The organism is Rhizobium sp. CF080 (assembly GCF_000282095.2).
Taxonomy (GTDB): Bacteria; Pseudomonadota; Alphaproteobacteria; order Rhizobiales; family Rhizobiaceae; genus Neorhizobium.
This window is the reverse complement of record NZ_AKKC02000016.1, coordinates 418,386-437,802: the sequence shown is the minus strand read 5'-3', so window position 1 is coordinate 437,802 and position 19,417 is coordinate 418,386. Positions and strand designations below refer to the sequence as shown.

Genomic DNA, 19,417 nt, shown 5'->3' with positions numbered 1-19,417 from the left:
CGAGTTGCTGGCACGTGCCCGCCTGATGTTCCGCTCGACGGCCGTGCGGCTGTCGGCGCTCTATATCCTGCTTTTCGCGCTCTGCGCCGCTTTCCTCGTCTTCTACGTGACGGCCATGTCCGAACGGCTGCTGGCGCAGCAGACGCGCCAGTCGCTGCAGGAGGAAGTGCTCGAGATACAGCGCGCCTATGAGCGCGGTGGCGTCAACCTTCTTCTGCGGATGATGGAGCGGCGGGCCCGTCAGCCGGGCGCCAATCTCTATGTCATCGCCGGTCCGAACGGCGAAATGCTCGCGGGCAACGTCGCGTCGGTACAGCCCGGCGTGCTGGACGACCAGGGCTGGACGGACATTCCCTTCACTTATGAACCCTATACGGAAGTGGACCGGCCGGGCCGGCATCTGGCGACCGCCAATGTCATTCGTCTCGACAACGGGCTGAGGGTGATGGTCGGCCGCGATCTCGGCGATCCGAGCCGGTTCCGCGGCATCGTCCGCCGGGCGCTGATGGTGGCGCTGGCGATCATGGGCGTCGGAGCGCTGGTGATCTGGTTTGGCATCGGTCGCAATGCGCTCAAACGCATCGACCGGATGTCGGCGGCAAGCCAGAAGATCATGGCCGGCGATCTGTCGCAGCGCCTGCCGGTCGGCAAGTCCGGCGACGAATTCGACCGGCTGTCGGATTCGCTGAATGCCATGCTCGGCCGCATCGAGAAGCTGAACGAAGGCCTGCGGCAGGTCTCCGATAACATCGCCCATGACCTGAAGACGCCGCTGACGAGGCTGCGCAACAAAGCGGCCGATGCGCTGGGCGAAGATCGCGCGGATGTGCGCCGTGCCGCGCTCGAAGGGATCATCGGCGAATCCGACCAGCTCATCCGCACCTTCAATGCGCTTTTGATGATCTCCCGCGTCGAGGCGGGGTCGATCGCGGCGGAAATGTCCGATGTCGATCTGTCCGCGATCTCCGCCGACAGTGCCGAACTCTACGAGCCGGCGGCGGAGGAGGCGGGGCTGTCGCTCACCACCGAGCTGGAACAGGGCCTCGTTGTCAACGGGAACCGCGAGCTCATCGGCCAGGCGATCTTCAATCTTCTCGACAACGCCATCAAATATGCCTCCGAGGCAAGCGATGCGGCGAGTATCCGCGTCCGCCTCGCGAGAAGCGGCGGCACCCTGCGGCTCTCCGTCTGCGACAACGGCCCCGGCATTCCGGCTGACAAGCGCGGCGAGGTGACCAAGCGTTTCTTCCGGCTCGACGAAAGCCGCTCCAAGCCCGGCACCGGTCTCGGCCTCTCGCTGGTCGAGGCGGTGATGGAACTGCATGGCGGCTCGCTGGAACTCTCCGCCACCGACGAGACGAACATCGCCGCGCCCGGCCTGACGGTCACCATGGTCTTTCCGGAGCCGAAGCCCTAAGTTCCGCCAGGGAAGAATCACGGGAGGTGCCAGTGTCGGAGACCGGAAACCGGCTCGATACGGTGAAGGCGGGGGGGATCCGTCCGCTGAACCAGACGGAAGCCAAGGCGGCGATGGCTGTCCTGAAGGATATCGGCAAGTCCGAACCCTCGGTCGCGGCACTGCTTGGCAAGGACAGCGCGCTCAAGGGCTTCATCGTCACGGCCTTTACCCTCTCGCCCTATCTGCGCGACACGGCGGTCATCTCGCCAAAGCTTCTTGTGACCGCGATCACCGAGCCGCTGGAGCCGGCGCTCAACCGGCTGGTCGAAACGGCGCGGCGGGCCTGGGAGAAGAAGGACGGCAAGGCGCCGTCCGAAAACGAGGTAATGACGGCGCTGCGGGCCACCAAGCGGGCCTTGAGCTTCCTCGTCGCGCTCGCCGATCTCGCCCGCATCTTTTCCGCGAAGGACACGACACGCTGGCTGAGCTTGCTTGCTGAAGCCTCCGTCGCCGCTGCGATCGACCATCTTCTGGTCGCCGGTCATGACAGCGGCAAGCTGAAACTCGCCGACCTGGACGAGCCGAGCAAGGGCTCGGGCCTGATCGTGCTCGGCATGGGCAAGCTCGGCGGCCGCGAGCTCAACTATTCCTCTGACATCGATATCGTCGTGTTCTTCGACCCCGAAACCGGCATCCTCACCGATCCACTCGACGGGTCGGAAGTCTATGGCCGGATGATGCGCCGCCTGATCCGCATCCTGCAGGAACGCACGGCCGACGGTTACGTGTTCCGCACCGACCTGCGCCTGCGGCCGGATCCCGGCTCCACCCCGCTCGCCGTCTCGCTCGATGCGGCGCTGATCTATTACGAGGGCAGGGGCCAGAACTGGGAGCGGGCGGCCTTCATCAAGGCGCGGCCGATCGCTGGCGACATTGCGGCGGGCGAAAATTTCATGCGCCTGCTGACGCCCTTCGTGTTCCGCAAATATCTCGACTATGCGGCGATCGCCGACATCCACTCGATCAAGCGTCAGATCCATGTTCACAAGGGCCATGGCGCGATCGCCGTGAAGGGCCATGACGTCAAGCTCGGCCGAGGCGGCATTCGCGAGATCGAGTTTTTCGCCCAGACCCAGCAGCTGATCGCCGGCGGCCGCATGCCGCCGCTGCGCGCCCGAGATACGGAAGTGGCGCTTGCCGCACTCGCCGAGGCGAGATGGATCACGTCCGAGATCGCCGCCGAACTGACGGAGGCCTACTGGTTCCTGCGCGATGTCGAACACCGCATCCAGATGGTGCGCGACGAGCAGACTCATAACCTGCCGGAAACCGATGCCGAACTGAAGCGCATCGCCTTCATGCTCGGTTTTGCCGACACCGCCGGTTTTTCCGCAAGGCTTGAAGAGGTTCTGAAGACCGTCGAAAAACGTTATGCGCGGCTCTTCGAGCAGGAGGCAAAGCTGTCCAGCGGTGACGGCAACCTTGTCTTCACTGGCCAGCAGGACGATCCGGGCACGCTGAAGACGCTCGCCTCGCTCGGCTTCGAACGGCCGGCCGACATCTCCCGCGTCATCCGCACCTGGCACTACGGCCGCTATCGCGCCACCCAGTCGGCCGAGGCGCGCGAGCGGCTGACCGAGCTGATGCCGGCGCTGCTGCAGGCCTTCGGCGAGAGCAAGCGCGCCGACGAGGCGCTGCTGCGCTTCGACAGTTTCCTGAAGGGCCTGCCTGCCGGCATCCAGCTCTTCTCGCTGATCGGCAACAATCCGCCGCTCCTGGCGCTGATCGTCACCATCATGTCCTCGGCGCCGCGGCTTGCCGATATCATCGCCTCCAAGCCGCATGTCTTCGACGGCATGCTGGATCCCGGCCTGATGGCCGAACTGCCGACCCGCGACTATCTCTCCTATCGCCTGACCAACTTCCTGACCGGTGCCCGGCACTACGAGGAAAAGCTCGACCGGCTGCGCATCTTTGCTGCCGAACAGCGGTTTCTGATCGGTATCCGGCTGCTGACGGGGGCGATCTCGGGTGCCCAGGCCTCGCGGGCCTTCACCCATCTCGCCGACCTCTTGATCGATGCCGCCCTGAAGGCGGTCATCGCGGAAATCCGCAGTGCCCACGGCACCTATCCGGGCGGCCGCGTCGCCGTCATGGGCATGGGCAAGCTCGGCAGTTTCGAGCTGACCGCCGGTTCCGACGTCGATCTCATCCTGCTCTACGACTACGACGGTGAGGGGATGGAAAGCGATGGCGACAAGCCGCTCGATTCCACCCGCTATTTCACCCGCCTGACGCAGCGGCTGATCGCGGCCCTTTCGGCGCCGATGGCGGAAGGGGTGATCTTCGAGGTCGACCTGAGGCTCAGGCCCTCGGGCAACAAGGGGCCGGTCGCCACGCGCATCAATGCTTTCGGCAAGTACCAACGCGAAGAGGCCTGGACCTGGGAACATATGGCCCTCACCCGTGCCCGGCTGCTCTGCGGCGACGAAAGCCTCGTCGAGGAGGCGAAGGGCCTGATCGGAGAAGTGCTGTCGGTGAAGCCCGATATCGCGAAGATCGCCAAGGACGTCGCCGAGATGCGTGCGCTGATCGAGACGGAAAAGCCGCCGCGCGATATCTGGGATTTCAAGCTCATCCCCGGCGGCCTGATCGATATCGAGTTCATCGCCCAGTATCTGCGCCTGATCGCGCCGGCCAAAGGCGTTGCGCCGGATACCTACGGGTTCAGCACCGAGGACGCCTTGAAGGCGCTCGGTGACAAGCTGATGAAGCCCGGCGATCTCGATATCTGCGTGGGGGCGCTGCGGCTGTTCACCGAACTCTCCCAGATCGTCCGGCTTTGCGTTGACGGGCCGTTCGATCTGGCTGATGCACCCTCAGGGCTTGTCGAGCGCGTCTGCAGGGCAGGTGGCTGCCCGGACATTCGGACGCTGGAGGGGGAAGTCAAGCGGCTGTCGACGGCGGTGCGGGAGGTGTTTCAGACCGTTGTGGGAAAGGTGACAGGCCCCAATCCCGGGCAGAAAGTCAGGGTGAGCTGAAGGCATAAGCCCCGCCGTGCCTCAGGCGGCCGAGCGCTACCGCGCCACCGGCAGCGGCTGGTCGGGGATGTGGAGCGAGACGACCGTGCCTTCGCCGACCTTCGAGCGGATGCGCATCGTGCCGCCGTGCAGGCCGATCAGCGAGCGGGAGATGGCAAGCCCGAGGCCGGAGCCGCCCTTGCTCTTGGCATATTGGCTCTGCACCTGTTCGAAGGGTTGGCCGATCTTGTTGAGCGCTTCGGTTGGAATGCCGATGCCGGTATCGGCGATCGTCAGCAGCACGCCTTTTTCCAGTTTGCGCGCACGCAGCTCGATCCTGCCGCCGTGATTGGTGAATTTCACCGCGTTTGAGAGAAGGTTGAGCATTACCTGTTTCAGCGCGCGGCGATCGGCCACCATGTTGAGGCTGTCGCACAGGCGCTGATGGATGGCGATCTCCTTGTCCTGAGCGGAAATCGTGGTCAGCCTGAGGCTTTCCTCGATCAGCGGTTTCAGGTCGACCGCCTCGCACTGGATGCGCATATGGCCGGCCTCGATCTTCGACATGTCGAGGATATCGTTGATGACGTTGAGCAGGTGTTTGCCGCTGTCGTGGATGTCCTTGGAATATTCAGAATATTTCGGCGAGCCGAGCGGCCCGAACATGCCGTTGGCGAGGATTTCCGAGAAGCCGAGGATCGCGTTGAGCGGTGTCCTGAGCTCGTGCGACATGTTGGCGAGGAATTCTGACTTGGCCTTGTTGGCGGCCTCGGCACGTTCCTTTTCCGCCTGGTAATTGGCGTTGGCGACCGAAAGCTCGGACTTCTGGCGTTCCAGCTTCTTTTGCGAGGAGGAAAGGTCGCCGATCGTCGCCATCAGCCGGCGCTCGCTGTCGCGCAGCCGCTCCTGGTGGCGCTTCAGAAGCGTGATGTCGGTGCCGACCGAGACCAGGCCGCCGTCGCGGGTGCGGCGCTCGTTGATCTGCAGCCAGCGCTCGTCCGCGAGCTGCACTTCGGTGGTGCGCGAAAGGCCGCTGCCGTCCGGATCGGCGACACGGCGTTCGATCACCGGGCGGGCGGCAGCTGAATTGACGGCGTGCCGTTCCGTGCCGGGCACCAGCACGCTGTCGGGCAGGCCGTAAGCCTGCTGGAAATGGGTGTTGCACATCACCAGCCGGTCGTTCTTGTCCCACAGCACGAAAGCTTCCGAGGTGCACTCGATCGCATCCGCAAGACGCTGGTCGGCTTCAGCGTAACGCTGGGCGAGGCGGTGCTGCTCGGTGACGTCCATGGCGATGCCGATGACATGGGTGCGGCCCTGGCCGGTCTTCACCAGCTGGGCGCGGGCGCGCATCCAGACATAGTGGCCGGCCGCATGGCGCATCCGAAAGACCTGGTCGACCTGCTTGGCATTGCCGCGGCTGATGGCGCGGGCGAGCGCATAGATATTGCCGTCGGTCGGATGCATCATCCGCGCCGCGTCGGTAAAGGAGATGACGTTGCCGGCGGGCGGCAGGCCGAGCATCTCGTACATCGATCCGGACCAGAACAGCCGCCGGTTGGTAACGTCGAAATCCCACAGCCCGCAACGGCCGCGCGACAGCGCCGTCTCGATGCGCAGATTGGATTCGACGAAGGTCTCGTCGGCCTCGCGGGCGCGTTTCACCTGCATGTAATAGGCATAGAGGATGATCAGGAGGATCGCCGAAATGCCGGTGAAAAGCGTGACGTTGAGCGATACGTCGTGACGCCATGCCAGATTGATGCTCTCCAGCGAATAGGCCGCTACGACCAGCGCGCCTTCGCTGCCGACTGTCTCGATGGCCGCGTAATGCGGGATCTCACCGAAATAGGTCTCGATCACGCCGCTCTCGTCGCCGAATCGCCTGAGCGCCGCGGTTTCCGGCAGGACGGAAGTCAGGCGCCTGCCGATATAGGCGGCCGCCTGCTTGGTGCCGCCGAAAATGCGGCCGGTTTCGTCGACGAAGAGGAAAAAGGCATCCGTCTCCAGCTGTTCCTGCGGCAGGAACGAGCCAAGGCGTTTTTCCGCGGCGGCGCGGTCGTGCCCGATGAGCGCCGTCGCATCGTCGGAGAAGGCAGCGTTTGCCGTGGCTGCCATCAGCGCGGTCGCCTGCCGTGCGGCATTTTCCATCCGCGTATATTCCGAAACGATGCCGAGAATGCGCGAGGCGGCGACGACGGTCAGGAATGCGATGATGAGAAGAGGGATCGAACGCTTGAGAACGAGCTCGACGCGCGGCAACTGCCGCGCGATGGGCTTGACGGAGAGCCGCGGCTCGTCCGGAATGGCCCGCCGCAAACTTCCAAAGCTCGGAAATTTAAGACGCAGCCGCCCCTCGGCCGCGGTTGCCCGCTGCACGTCCGACATGGTTTTCATTGTGTCCCTCATGGTGATTCGACGCGCCGCTCGCGCGAACCTGACTCAATGAATCATTAGTGATTCTTCGTGTCCAGAGGCTTGCTAAGATTTTTTTAACGATTTGATTCAATTGCGAATCGGAAGAGTCCGCGCAGGCGGCAAATCGGCCGCCTCAAGAAGCGGCTGGGCTTTCGGCAAGGCTGGTGCGGGTAGCCGCGATCGAAATCACTGCCAGCGTGATGATTGCACCGCCATAGACATAGGCGGTATTGGAGAGGCCGAGCGTGGGGGCGATCAGTCCTGCGGCAATCGCCGGGATCGAGAAGGCGAGGTAGCTTTCCACCAGGAAGGCCGCAAACAGGCCGGCTCTTTCGTGGCTCTCGGCAAGCGGCAGGACGATCTTCAGAATGTTCGAGAAGATCGATCCGAACCCGAGACCGGCCACCGCCGTGCCGAGGAAGAGAAGCCCGACCGCCTGCAGATGCACACCGGAGAGCGTGATCAGCACGCCGATCATCAGCGCGGTCGCGCCGGTGAAAAGAACCCGCTGCGGCGCCCATGTGCGGAAGACGAAGACCGAGGCGGTGGCGCTGAGCATCAGCGTCGCGACGACCGTGCCGCCGACGAAGGGCGAGGTGATGCCGGTCGTGACAGCCACCAGAGTCGGCATCAGCGACAGATAGAAGCCCCCGAGCGACCAGCCGGCGACATTGACCGGCGTGACTTTCAGAAGCGTCGCACGGGCCCGCTGCGGCACGCTGATATGCGGGCGCATGGCGGCCAAAGCCCCCGGTCGTCCGGTGATGGTCTCCGGCATGAAGGCAAGCACGACGATGCCGGCGAGCGTCACGAGAAACAGCAGCGCATAGATGAGATGTGTCGGCTCAGGCGCGAAGGCGACGAGCGTGCCGCCGGCCAGCGTCCCGATCATCAGGCCGAGAAAGGCGGTGATGCTGTTGAGCATCGAGCCTCTCCGCTTGTCGGTATCGAGGATCGTCGCGCCGAAGGTCGGGAAGGCGATGCCGGTTGCAAAACCCTGCACGATACGGCCAATGAGCAGCATCGTGCCGGATTCCGCCACCATGAAGACGATCAGCGCCGCGGCGTTGAAGATCAGCGCCAGCAGGATCAGCGGGCGGCGTCCGAGATAGTCCGAAAGCCCGCCGACGGTCAGAAGCGCTGCGAGCAGCGCGAAGGAGTAGGAGCCGAAGATCAGGGTGATCATCGCCGGCGAGAGATGGAAGAGCTCCTGGTAGAGATGGTAGAGCGGCGTCGGCGCGCTGCTGGTCGCGGAGATCAGGACGGCGCCGAGGAAACTGTAGGCCGTCATCCTCAGCGCGGAGGGCGAAGGGGAGGCGGAGAGGATATTGCTCATGGCGTTTCACCTTAATGCAATTTTTTAGCGTTAGCCGCATATAGTTGCATTCCTGGATTAATGCAATATCTTTGCATTAAGAGATTTGATATTTCCGGCGACGTGCCGGCAAGGAGAACAAAATGGCCAGGGAAATGGTGCGCCAGGGCGGGCGCAGTGCCCGCATCCAGTCGGAAGTGCATCGCACGGTCCAGGATCTTCTGAAGACCATGGATCGCGGCGAGATCACGGTGCCGATGATTGCGGAAAAATCCGGCGTGACGCCGTCGACCATCTATCGCCGCTGGGGCGATCTGTCCGAACTGCTGGCGGATGTCGCGGTCGCCCGTATGCGGCCCGTCGCCGACCCGGAAGATACCGGCGCGATGGGAAGCGACATCGAGACCTTCATTCTGCAATATGCGGAGGAGATGTCGTCCAAGGTCGGGCGCTCGATGCTGGCGGACGTGCTGGGCAGCATGGAAGGCGACGCGGCGGGCCGCTGCTGCCAGTTCACCTATGATCACCTGGAGACGTTGCGCGAGCGCGCCTTGACCAGGGGCGAGACGGCCTTCGATGTGAGCGAAGCGATCGACTTCGTCGTCGCGCCGATCATCTACCACATCCTGTTCGGCGACCGCGCGCTGACTCCCGACTATTGCCGCTCGCTGGTTTCCCGTTTTCTGGAAAAATGCGCCGGCGCTTGAAGCCGGTACCACAAGCGGCCCCCTAGGCAGGCTAGGACGTGGTTGCCTCCTTTGCGACCATGCGAAAATCGCGCGGCCCGAGAACGCGTCCGTCCTGCGCCTTCAATTGCAGCCGGGCGAGTGGCTGCCTGTCCGGCTTGTCCACCATGGCGTATGTGAGTTCGCCGGGTTCGAAACAGTTTTCTTCGCCCCATTGCCAGAGTGCGACGAGCACGGTGCAGAGCTGCTCACCCTTCGGGGTCAGCACATAGCGGTGACTTGAGGCCGAGCCGCTGCCAGGCTCGAGCGCGAATATGCCATCCTCGACGAGCTTTTTCAGTCGCGAGGACAGGATGTTCTTGGCAAGGCCAAGGCTCTTCTGGAATTCACCAAACCGCTGGCGTCCGTGAAAGGCATCCCGGACAATGAGAAGTGTCCACCAGTCCCCGATGATCTGAAGCGTGCGCGCAATGCCGCAATTGGCATCGGTCAGGTCAGTCTTCTTTCCCTTCATCGCGCTCTCCGCATAGGGGTCGGAAATATTGGTTGCAAAGTTAAACCATATGGATCAGCCTGTCGATAGGTTTCAAAATTAAACCATTGAAGCCGGATGCAAACCTTTCTCGGAGATATCAAAGATGAATGAACTCGTGGATCTTGCCATTGCAGCCCATGGCGGCTGGGAGCGCTGGCAGCAGCTTCGGAAACTGACGGCGCATGTTTCCGTCGGCGGGGCCATGTGGCATGTAAAGGGCTGGCCGGACGTGTTCGCCAACGCCCGCGTGACGATCGAGACGCATCGCCAGCACGTCGAATTCTCGCCGTTTGTCGACGTGGGGCGGCACAGCGTTTACGAGCCGGAGCGGACGGCCATCGTTACCGATGACGGCGAGCTTATCGAAGAGCGCCAGCGGCCGAGAGAAGCTTTCGAAGGTCACGTGGTGATGACACCTTGGGACGCCCAGAACCTGATCTATTTCTCGGGCTATGCGATGTGGACCTACCTGACCACGCCGTTCCTGTTCAGGCTGCCAGGCTTCGAGGTCGAAGAAGTCGAGCCGTGGGACGAAAACGGCGAGACGTGGCGGCGACTGAAGGTAACTTTCCCGCCGGGCGTCCACAGCCATTCCACCGAACAGACATTCTATTTCGACGTCTCCGGTCTTCTCCGCCGACACGACTACAGCGTTGAGATCATGGGCGGAACGTCGAGCGCGAATTATGCCAGCGAACCAAAGACCTTCGATGGACTCATCTACCCGACGAAACGCCGCGTTTATGCGGTCGGCCTGGACAACAAGCCGCTGCTCGACCGCGTCGCCGTTGCCATCGATATCCACACCATCGACGTGGAGTAAATGGTCGCTCGGCAGTCGCGGTCAGGCGTCGTTGAGCATCAGCCCTTCAGCATCCGCTCGACGATGTCGCGCACGTCGGTCGAGAGCGTCGCCGCGTGCTCGATGGTCGACAGAGCAGCGCGGGCGTGGTCGGCACGCTGCGGCTCCAGCGACCGCCAGGAGCGCATCGAGGTGAGGATGCGGGCGGCGAGCTGCGGATTGCGCGGATCGATCGCCAGGATCTGCTCGGCCAGGAACCGGTAGCCTTCGCCGTCGGCGCGGTTGAAGCCGGTCGGGTTGCCGAAGGCGAACGTGCCGATCAGTGAACGCACCCGGTTCGGATTGGTGGCGATGAAGCGCGGATTTTCCATCAGCGCCTTGACGCGGGCAAGCGCGCCTTCGCCGGGAATAGTCGCCTGGGTTGAGAACCACTTGTCGATGACAAGCGGGTTGCCGTCGAAGCGCGTCAGGAACGTGGCGAGCGCATCGGCCGCTTCCGGTGCGTCCGGGAAACGGTGGGTGAGAACGGCCAGCGCCTGGGCGAGGTCGGTCATGTTGTCGGCGGATGCGAAGGCAGCGGCGGCGCGGGCCGGCGTTCCTTCCGCATAGGTGAGATAGGACAGCGCTGTGTTGCGCAGCGAACGCTTGCCGGCGCTTGCCGCATCCGGCGTGAAGGTGCCTTCGACCTTCATCGCGTCGAACAGGCTTTGGAAGGTCTTGGTTCCGGCCTTGGCGATCTCCGAAAGAATGGCATTGCGGCCCGCATGGATCGCATCCGGATCGTTGTTGCCGCCGAGTTCGCGGGCGATGTCCGCCTCGCTCGGCAGCGTCAGCGCCTGGGCGCGGAAGGCCGGCTCCAGCGTCTCGTCGCCGGCGGCTTCGAGAAGGGCTGCGGCGAAAGCCGGATCGCAGGTGATCGCCTTGCCTTCGCGGGCGTCGCGCGCTGCCTGCATCAGGTTGGGCAGGGCAAGATCGGTCAGCGCCTGCCAGCGTGCAAAGAGATCCGTGTCGTGGCGGGCGATATGGGCAAGATCGGCCGGCGTCTGGTCAAGATGCAGGTTGATCGGCGCCGAGAACGACCGGTTGAGCGACAGGACCGGACGGGAGGAAATGCCCGAGAAGGTAAAGGTCTGCCGGCGTTCGGTCAGGTGCAGCACCTCGCCGGTCACCTCGCCGCCCGCGACCTTGGTCGGCACCGCAGCCGAGCCGTTGTCGAGAATGAGCGAGAAGGAGAGCGGGATATGCATCGGCTCCTTGGCCGTCTGGCCGGGGGTGGCCGGGATCATCTGCTCGAGCGACAGCGTGAACGTGCCGCTTGCCTGGTCGTAATCGCTCGACACGGTGACCAAGGGCGTACCGGCCTGGTGGTACCAGAGCGAGAACTGGGTCAGGTCGCGGCCGCTCGCATCCTCGAACGACTTGACGAAATCCTCGACCGTCGCGGCCTGGCCGTCATGGCGCTCGAAATAGAGGTCCATTCCCGCCTTGAAGTCGTCGCGGCCAAGCAGCGTGGCGATCATGCGGGTGACTTCCGAACCCTTTTCGTAGACGGTCGTCGTGTAGAAATTGTTGATCTCGCGGTATTTGGTCGGGCGGACCGGATGCGCGAGCGGACCGGCATCTTCCGGGAATTGTTCCGATTTCAGGTGCCGCACTTCCGCGATGCGCTTGACCGCGCGCGAACGCTGGTCGGCGGAGAACTCGTGGTCGCGATAGACCGTCAGGCCTTCTTTCAGGCAGAGTTGGAACCAGTCGCGGCAGGTGATGCGGTTGCCGGTCCAGTTGTGGAAATATTCGTGAGCGATGATCGCCTCGATATTCGCGTAATCCTGGTCGGTCGCGATTTCCGGGTCGGCGAGCACGTATTTGTCGTTGAAGACGTTGAGGCCCTTGTTCTCCATGGCCCCCATGTTGAAGTCCGACACGGCGACGATCATGAAGATGTCGAGGTCGTATTCGCGGCCGAACCGCTCCTCGTCCCATTTCATCGACCGTTTCAGCGCGTCCATGGCATAGGCCGCGCGAGCTTCCTTGCCGTGCTCCACATAGATCTTCAGCGTCACCTCGCGCTCGGACATGGTGACGAACGTGTCCTCGACCACGCCCAGATCGCCGGCGACCAATGCGAACAGATAGCTCGGCTTCGGATGCGGGTCGAACCAGGCGGCAAACGCGCGGCCTTCATCGTAACCGGCGCCGCCGAGGAAATTGCCGTTCGACAGCATGACCGGATTGGCGGCCTTGTCGCCGATGATGGTGATCGTATAGGGCGCCAGCACGTCCGGCCGGTCGGGGAAATAGCTGATGCGTCGGAAGCCTTCGGCCTCGCACTGGGTGCAGTAGACGCCGTTGGTCCGGTAGAGACCCATCAACTGGCTGTTGGCTTCCGGGTTGATGAAGGTGGTGACGGTGATTTCGAACGGAGATTCGGCCGGCAGGTCGCGGATCGTCAGGCTCTCCGGCGTCGCATCGTACTGCGCCGCGGGAACCTCGTTCTGGTCGAGCAGCAGTCCGGACAGCGTCAATTCGTCGCCATCCAGCACCAGCGGCGCAGACGGATCGACACCTTCGCGCCGGTGGAAGATCAGCCGCGCATCAACCTTTGTATTGGTGGGGTCGAGCTCGAAGGTCAGATCGACGCGTTCCAGGACGAAGTCGGTGGGGCGGTAATCTGCCAGATGAACGATCTGGCCCGTATCTGTTCGCATGTTGCTTCCTGAACCGGGTCTTCAAATTGGTATCGGGAGCCCCCGCGGGCATTCCCTTCGAATTGGCACACACCCGTCGCCGCGCGGATAATTGCACGCAATGCTAAACGATTGTTGAAACTTTGGCTAAAATAAAGCTCGATTTCATTCTGGTATATTTCGCGCAATCTTTCACGAGGTCACGGATATTGATCGACCTATCATCAGTTTTGATCCCGCTCATGCCACTTTTCCGTTACTTTGTCGTCAAACTGAATCTTCCCCCATTGTCTCTCCAAGCGCCCTGTCAGCGCGGACTGGATTTCCGCCTAAAATCCCCCCTTAAATCCCCATGAGTTGTTGATGTCCGCCGATGCCCTGAATCCCCTGCGCGGGATCATGTTCAAAGTCACCTCCGTGGTGATCTTCGTGATGATGCAGACCTGTATCAAATCCGCAGGTCCCGATATCCCGGCCGGACAGATCACCTTCTACCGTTCCGCCTTCGCGCTCGTGCCGATCATGGCCTATCTCGCCTTCCAGGGCGAATTGCGCGGCGCTTTCCACACCGATAGCCTGACCGGCCATGTGAAGCGCGGCTTTCTCGGCATTCTCTCGATGGTTTTCGGCTTTTACGGCCTCGTGCACCTGCCGATGCCGGATGCCATCGCGATCGGTTATTCCTCGCCGCTGCTGGCGGTCGTCTTCGCGGCAATCTTTCTGAAAGAGACGGTGCGCATCTACCGCTGGACGGCGGTCATGATCGGCATGGTCGGTGTGGTGATCATTTCCTGGCCAAAGCTCACCATGTTCGAACAGGGCGGCATGGGGTCGGAACAGGCGGTTGGCGCCGCTTCGGTCATCCTCTCGGCGGTGCTGGCCGGCTTCGCGATGATCCAGACACGCCAGCTCGTGCGCACCGAAAAGACGGCGACGATCGTGCTTTATTTCTCGCTGTCGGGTGCGCTGTTTTCTCTTGCGAGCCTGCCCTTCGGCTGGGCGGCGCTGACGATGTCCGAAAAGCTGTTCCTGGTCGGCTCCGGTTTCTGCGGCGGCCTCGGGCAGATCCTGCTGACCGAGAGCTATCGCAATGCCGATGTCTCGACGGTTGCGCCGTTCGAATACACTTCGATCCTGCTCGGGATCGGCATTGCCTTTGTTCTGTTCGGGGACGTGCCGACGGCGACCATGCTGGTCGGAACGGCGATCACGGTATCGGCGGGGATTTTCATCATCTACCGCGAGCACCAGCTGGGGCTCGAGCGGAAGGCGGCGCGCAAGGCTTCGCCGCCCGGGGCTTGATCAGGCCGGGTGTTTAAAGCGGGATGGCCGCGGTGACCGGATTGGTCTCGGCGCAGGCGCGGGCAGCACCCGCGCGGCTGTATTCACGCGAGGCGTTCACGGCAGCGCCGATGTGAGAAAAGTTCTCACGCAGGGTACGGATCGGGTGGAGAATAGCCGTCATGGCTGATGCTTCCTTGGTGTCGCGCGATCAACGTTCGCGGAAATCGGCAAAGACCGCAGCCGGACGGGTGATGCCGACCGGACGCGCCATGGCGCGGGAGGTAAGCTGTTCGTTCGTCGCAGAGCCGAAATGGTGATAACCCTTCGTCGATCGCGGCGACAGGCCGGCGATGCGAAGAGTTTCGAAACCCGAATGGATCGGGCGGAAGCGGGTAGTCATGGCCTTGGTTCCTTAAACCTAGAATTCCTCCCAAGACACAGCTCTAATATTGCAGCGCAACATCGATTCTGCAATGCAACGAAACGCTGCGCTGCCATGCGTGATTTGCATGGCAGTCTTCATATTTCCGTAACCCTACGCAAATTTTGGGCAGTTCTGCCCGAATGCGGGCAGTCAGCGCCCGGAAAGCCGCATTTTGAACATCAGCAAATCCTGCCAGGCCAGCGCCTTGTTGGCAGGTGCCGCCAGCAATTCCTGCGGGTGCAGGGTGGCGATCGCCGACACGGTCAGCCCGCCGAAGGAGAGATCGCGCCATTCGCCGCGCATCGAATGGATCGTGCCATTGCCGCCAAAGAAGAAACGCGCCGGAAAGTTGCCGAGCAGCAGCAGCAGTTTCGGTTCGGCGAGCGCCACCTGGCGCTCCAGGAACGGTCGGCAGATATCCATTTCCGCCTGCGACGGCATGCGGTTGCCCGGCGGCCGCCAGGGGATGACGTTGGTGAGCAGAACGGCGTCGCGGGCAAGGCCGGTTGCGCCAAGCATGCGGTCGAGCAGCTGCCCCTGCCGGCCGGCGAAAGGAACGCCGTCGCGGTCGTCGTCGGCATTCGGCATCGGGCCGATCACCATGATGCCGGACGCAGGATTGCCGCTCGCAAACACGGTGTTGCGCGCCCCGTTCTTCAGGTTGCAGCCGTTGAAGGCTTCGAGCGCCGTCTTGAGTTCGTCGAGCGAGCGGGCGCTTTCCGCCGCAAACCGCGCCGAGGCGACCGCCTGCTCGTCGGGCACCGATACGGGCGCGGAAGCGGGTGGTGGGGCCGCGGCGCGTGCCGTTGGGGCAGTGCGTTTTGGCGTCGATGCCGCCGCTCGGGACGTGGGGGCGGGCTCGTTCTGGGCCGGCTGCTGCTGCCGCGAAGATGCCGGGGCTCTCGCCTCAGCCTGTGCCGCTTTCTGGGCCGCAAACTGCGCGAACCGGTCGACAGGGTCGTCCTCGACAAGCCACTCGACACCCGCATCCGCATAGAAATGCAGAAGGGCGGCGAGTTCAGGGGCGTCCATGTCTTTGGCGATGTTCATCATCGTTCACACTACAGCATGTCGCAACGAAGAGGGAACCGCTTTTGGGCCCGAATGGGCGATGGGATGTGGACGGAGACGGCGCGGCTAGCCGATCTCCCCCCTTGAGGGGGAGATGCCCGGCAGGGCAGAGGGGGGTAACCTCTCCGCATATTCTCTGGCCGAATGTTTTGCCGCACCGTCGCTACCCCCTCTGTCACCTTCGGTGACATCTCCCCTCAAGGGGGGAGATCAGCGGGAGTACGCCGCCCTCAAGCCGCCCATTGCGCGATATTGTCGCTCTCGCCGATCAGCGCCAGGCCGTGGGCGATCGACAAAAGTTCGCCGCCGCTCTCGATCTTGCCGGCATCGAATCGCCGCGTGAAGATGCTGCGCACGGCCGGCACGAAGGAGGTGCCGCCGGTGAGGAACACCTTGTCGATCTCGGCAGGCGCGGTGCCGGTTTTTTCCAGCACCTCGTCCAGCGCGCCCTCGATACGGCCGAGGTCTTCGGCGATCCAGCTTTCGAAATCCGTGCGCTTCACCATTTTGCGGCCCGCCTTGCCGAGCGGCGCGAAATTGAACTCCGCTTCCTCCGCGCCCGACAGCGCCATCTTGGTCGCCGAAATCGCCTGGTAGAGCGGATAACCCTCGTCATGGTCGACGAGGTCGACGAACAGTTCGAGCTTGTCCGGCTCCAGCGCCGAGCGCACCAGTGACTTCAGGTCGGTGAACTCGCGGCTGGTCTTGAAGATCGACAGCTGGTTCCAGCGGCCGAAATTGACGTAATAGCCGGCCGGCACGTCCAGCACCTTGTCGAAACTCTTGAACTTGCTGCCCTTGCCGATTTCCGGCGCCACCAGGTTGTCGATCATGCGGTAGTCGAAATGGTCGCCCGCCACGCCGACGCCGGAATGTCCGATCGGGGTGGCGGTCAGCTTGCCGGCCTTGGTTTCGAAGCGGATCAGCGAATAGTCGGTGGTGCCGCCGCCGAAATCGGCGACGAGCACGGTGGCATCGCTCTTCAGCGTCTGGGCGAAGTAATAGGCAGCCGCGACCGGCTCGTAGACATAGTGGATTTCCGGAAAGCCGAGCCGGGTCAGCGCCTCGTTGTAGCGCTCGGTCGCAAGCTTCGGATCCGGATTGGCACCGGCGAAATGCACTGGCCGCCCGGCGATAACCCGCGACACGTCGCTCGGCCAGTTGTCCTCCGCATAGATCTTCAGGCGCTTCAGGAAGATCTCCATCAGGTCCTCGAAGACGTGCCGGCGGGCAAACACCAGCGTGCCCTGGAAGAGCGCGCTCGCCGCAAACGTCTTGATCGACTGCAGGAAACGGCAGTCGCCGGGATTGTCGATGAACTGGCGGATCGCCGCCTGACCCGCCTCGACCTTCAGCGCCTGCGCCCCCATCACCGGATCCTTCATGAAGGAGAGCGCGGTGCGCATCGAATCGCTCTCGCCGGCGCTGCTGGTGAAGCGCATCGAATGGGTGGTGCTGCCGCCATCCGCCAGTGCCAGAACCGTATTCGTCGTGCCGAAATCAAGCCCGAGCGCCCGTGCCATCGCCGTGCTCCTTTTATCCATCGAAGATCATTGAACCGGAGCGATGAGGCTCCGAATGCGAAAAGGGCGCTACTGGCGCCCGGAATTTTTGAGAGGGCGCGTGATCGCACAAGGCGGACGGGATGGCAACCCCGCAAACCCTAGATTTCCCGCTGTCGCCGCGTCTCCGCCGCCTGTTCCGCAAGCCAGTTGCGGAACATTTCCATGGCCGGCGTCACGGTGCGGGATTTGAGCCGGGTCAGCCAGTAGCTGCCCTTGGAAATGGTGATCGGGAAGGGCTGTTCGATCATGCCGGCGGCAAGCTGGCGGGAGAACATCAGCGGCGGGGCGAGCGCCACGCCCGCCCCTTGCATCGCCGCTTCGACCATCAGCACGGAACTGTCGAACACGAGGCCGCGAATTTGCGGCGGGGCGACATGCGCCGCCTCGAACCAGCTCGGCCATTCGTCGGCGCGGTAGGAACGCAGCAGCACCTGGTGGGCGACATCCTCCGGGGTTTTGAGCTGCCTTGCGACCGGCGGAATGCAGAGGACGGAAAGCGGCGTCTCGAACAGCGCCTCCGCCTCGATATCGTGCCAGGCGCCGTTGCCGAACTTGATCGTGTAGTCGAGCCCTTCGGCGGCGATGTCGACGCGGTTGTTGTTGGTCGAGAGCCTCAAGTCGATGAACGGGTATTTTTCCCGGAAGTCGGCAAGCCGCGGCAGCAGCCAGCCGACCGCCAGCGTCCCGACCGCGCCGAGCTTCAGCACCTCGCGCACATGCCCGTCTTCGAAGCGCTCCAGCATGGCGGCCATGCGGTCGAAACTGTCCTGCAGCGCCGGCAGCAGCGCCAGTCCTTCCTCGGTGATCATCAGCCCGCGCGGCAGGCGCCGGAACAGCGTCACGCCGAGCCTTTGTTCGAGCAGCTTCACCTGATGGCTGACGGCCGCCTGGGTGACGCAGAGCTCGATCGCCGCCCTCGTGAAGGAGAGGTGCCGCGCGGCCGCCTCGAAAGCCCGCAGCGCGTTCAGCGGCAAATATGGTCGAACCATGGCCATGCCCTAGTTTGATTCATGTCTGCCCGCAGATATCATCGTTTGATTGGGGCTAGCAAGCCGACCTAGAAAAGCGGTGTCACCCCAATTGGAGCACCTCGATGGCTTTCAGAAATTCTTTTCTTCTGGCATTTTCTCTCGGAATTACCGTTACTTTTCTTGATTGCGCCTCCGCCGGTGCCGCCGATCCGATCCGCTGCACCGTCATCATCGACGAGGACAGCGGCGATGCGCTCTACCGTCAGGGCACCTGCGACCAGGGCTTTTATCCCCAGTCGACCTTCAAACTGCCTTTGGCCATGATGGGTTATGATGCCGGTATCCTCACCGATGCCCAGAACCCGCGCTGGAAGTACCAGGAGAAGTTCAAGGGGCCGGAGCGGGTGAAGAAGGATGTCGATCCGGTGATCTGGGAAAAGGACTCGATCGTCTGGTATTCGCAGGAAATCACCCGCAAGCTCGGGAGCAAAGCCTTTGCGGATTACGTTCAGCGCTTCGGTTACGGCAATCGCGACATCGCCGGCGGCCCGGGCAATACCGATGGCCTGACCGAATCCTGGCTGATGTCGTCGCTGAAGATTTCCGCCGACGAGCAGGTGCGGTTCCTGCGCCGGTTCCTGAACGGCGGCCTGCCGATCTCCGAACATGCGGTCGACATGACGCTGGCGATCGTGCCGCATTTCGAGGCGGGCGACGGCTGGGACATCCAGGGCAAGACCGGCTCCGGCTGGCTGCGTGACAAGGCTGGCAAGGTGGATTACGACCGCCCGCTCGGCTGGTTCGTCGGCTGGGCGATGAAGGACGAGCGCCGCGTCATCTTCGCAAGGCTGCTGGTCGATACCAAGCGCTATCCGAACGACCCGATCAGCTTCGTGGTGCGGGATTCGCTGATCCGCGATTTCCCGAAACTGGCCGAAAGTTTCTGATTTTCCAGCCCCTTGCCTGAAACTGAGAGCGGCCGGGCGACCCCCAAGCCCGACCGCCACAGCGTGTACGCAGTACTACGCTGCACCACCTATAAGAAGCTTTAGGGATGGCTAATGCAAACGGAGTTCGATATTCAGGTTAGTCATTAACGTTACCCTAACCGTATTCGTCGCCGACGCGGTGGTCCGCGACATCCTAGCTCCATCAGGCGAATTGTCGGTGGGGACGGCGCAACCTATCCTGGCGAACGCCTGCCCATCCATCATCGACGTTTCATCGGAGCCTATTGTGA

15 protein-coding genes are annotated in these 19,417 nt (G+C 62.9%); 6 read left to right on the top strand and 9 right to left on the bottom strand.

Annotation, left to right across the window (positions count from 1 at the left end; all coding sequences use genetic code 11):
- The first annotated feature begins 7 nt into the window (after positions 1–7).
- Both PMI07_RS32425 and PMI07_RS32420 read left to right on the top strand, forming a co-directional pair.
- Positions 8–1,417, top strand: a complete 1,410-nt coding sequence (locus PMI07_RS32425) for an ATP-binding protein (RefSeq protein ID WP_155956730.1) — start codon at positions 8–10, stop codon at positions 1,415–1,417.
- A 32-nt stretch (positions 1,418–1,449) separates the two neighbouring features.
- On the top strand, positions 1,450–4,440 hold the full coding sequence (locus PMI07_RS32420; protein ID WP_024164370.1) for a bifunctional [glutamine synthetase] adenylyltransferase/[glutamine synthetase]-adenylyl-L-tyrosine phosphorylase: 2,991 nt from the start codon (positions 1,450–1,452) through the stop codon (positions 4,438–4,440).
- Between the two features lie 36 nt (positions 4,441–4,476).
- Here PMI07_RS32420 and PMI07_RS32415 read toward each other — a convergent pair whose 3' ends face one another.
- Together PMI07_RS32415 and PMI07_RS32410 are read right to left on the bottom strand one after the other, a co-directional pair.
- Positions 4,477–6,807: a PAS domain-containing sensor histidine kinase gene (locus PMI07_RS32415; RefSeq protein ID WP_037088865.1), complete on the bottom strand. Its 2,331-nt coding sequence runs from the start codon at positions 6,805–6,807 to the stop codon at positions 4,477–4,479.
- Between the two features lie 163 nt (positions 6,808–6,970).
- Positions 6,971–8,173: an MFS transporter gene (locus PMI07_RS32410; RefSeq protein WP_007760883.1), complete on the bottom strand. Its 1,203-nt coding sequence runs from the start codon at positions 8,171–8,173 to the stop codon at positions 6,971–6,973.
- Between the two features lie 122 nt (positions 8,174–8,295).
- Between PMI07_RS32410 and PMI07_RS32405 the strand changes: the two genes are divergently transcribed.
- Positions 8,296–8,859 carry a TetR/AcrR family transcriptional regulator gene (locus tag PMI07_RS32405; RefSeq protein ID WP_007760887.1) on the top strand — a complete coding sequence of 188 codons (564 nt, stop codon included), beginning with the start codon at positions 8,296–8,298 and terminating at the stop codon, positions 8,857–8,859.
- 31 nt (positions 8,860–8,890) lie between these two features.
- Here PMI07_RS32405 and PMI07_RS32400 read toward each other — a convergent pair whose 3' ends face one another.
- A complete protein-coding gene (locus PMI07_RS32400) occupies positions 8,891–9,352 on the bottom strand; it encodes a helix-turn-helix domain-containing protein (RefSeq protein WP_007760889.1) in 462 nt (153 codons plus the stop codon).
- A gap of 124 nt (positions 9,353–9,476) precedes the next feature.
- Here PMI07_RS32400 and PMI07_RS32395 point away from each other — a divergent pair, with 124 nt between their 5' ends.
- Entirely contained in the window at positions 9,477–10,196 is a 720-nt protein-coding gene (locus PMI07_RS32395; RefSeq protein WP_007760906.1) for a hypothetical protein, read from the top strand.
- Positions 10,197–10,234: 38 nt separating this feature from the next.
- On the opposite strand, the gene pepN is transcribed toward PMI07_RS32395, so the two are convergent.
- Positions 10,235–12,883, bottom strand: a complete 2,649-nt coding sequence (gene pepN, locus PMI07_RS32390) for an aminopeptidase N (protein ID WP_007760909.1) — start codon at positions 12,881–12,883, stop codon at positions 10,235–10,237.
- Positions 12,884–13,225: 342 nt separating this feature from the next.
- On the opposite strand from pepN, the gene PMI07_RS32385 reads away from it, so the two are divergent.
- Positions 13,226–14,164, top strand: coding sequence for a DMT family transporter (locus PMI07_RS32385; protein WP_007760912.1), 939 nt, complete (start codon positions 13,226–13,228; stop codon positions 14,162–14,164).
- A gap of 13 nt (positions 14,165–14,177) precedes the next feature.
- On the opposite strand, the gene PMI07_RS35235 is transcribed toward PMI07_RS32385, so the two are convergent.
- From PMI07_RS35235 to PMI07_RS32365, 5 genes are all read right to left on the bottom strand, one after another.
- Positions 14,178–14,327, bottom strand: a complete 150-nt coding sequence (locus PMI07_RS35235) for a hypothetical protein (RefSeq protein WP_007760914.1) — start codon at positions 14,325–14,327, stop codon at positions 14,178–14,180.
- 27 nt (positions 14,328–14,354) lie between these two features.
- Positions 14,355–14,546: a hypothetical protein gene (locus tag PMI07_RS32380; protein ID WP_007760916.1), complete on the bottom strand. Its 192-nt coding sequence runs from the start codon at positions 14,544–14,546 to the stop codon at positions 14,355–14,357.
- Positions 14,547–14,720: 174 nt separating this feature from the next.
- Positions 14,721–15,620: a uracil-DNA glycosylase gene (locus PMI07_RS32375; RefSeq protein WP_037088783.1), complete on the bottom strand. Its 900-nt coding sequence runs from the start codon at positions 15,618–15,620 to the stop codon at positions 14,721–14,723.
- Positions 15,621–15,871: 251 nt separating this feature from the next.
- Positions 15,872–17,164 carry an Hsp70 family protein gene (locus PMI07_RS32370; protein WP_007760921.1) on the bottom strand — a complete coding sequence of 431 codons (1,293 nt, stop codon included), beginning with the start codon at positions 17,162–17,164 and terminating at the stop codon, positions 15,872–15,874.
- Between the two features lie 140 nt (positions 17,165–17,304).
- Positions 17,305–18,195 (bottom strand): LysR family transcriptional regulator, encoded by an 891-nt coding sequence (locus PMI07_RS32365; RefSeq protein WP_007760923.1) that lies wholly within the window; start codon positions 18,193–18,195, stop codon positions 17,305–17,307.
- A gap of 104 nt (positions 18,196–18,299) precedes the next feature.
- Here PMI07_RS32365 and blaOXA point away from each other — a divergent pair, with 104 nt between their 5' ends.
- Positions 18,300–19,124 carry a class D beta-lactamase gene (gene blaOXA, locus PMI07_RS32360; RefSeq protein ID WP_007760936.1) on the top strand — a complete coding sequence of 275 codons (825 nt, stop codon included), beginning with the start codon at positions 18,300–18,302 and terminating at the stop codon, positions 19,122–19,124.
- Positions 19,125–19,417 lie beyond the last annotated feature (293 nt).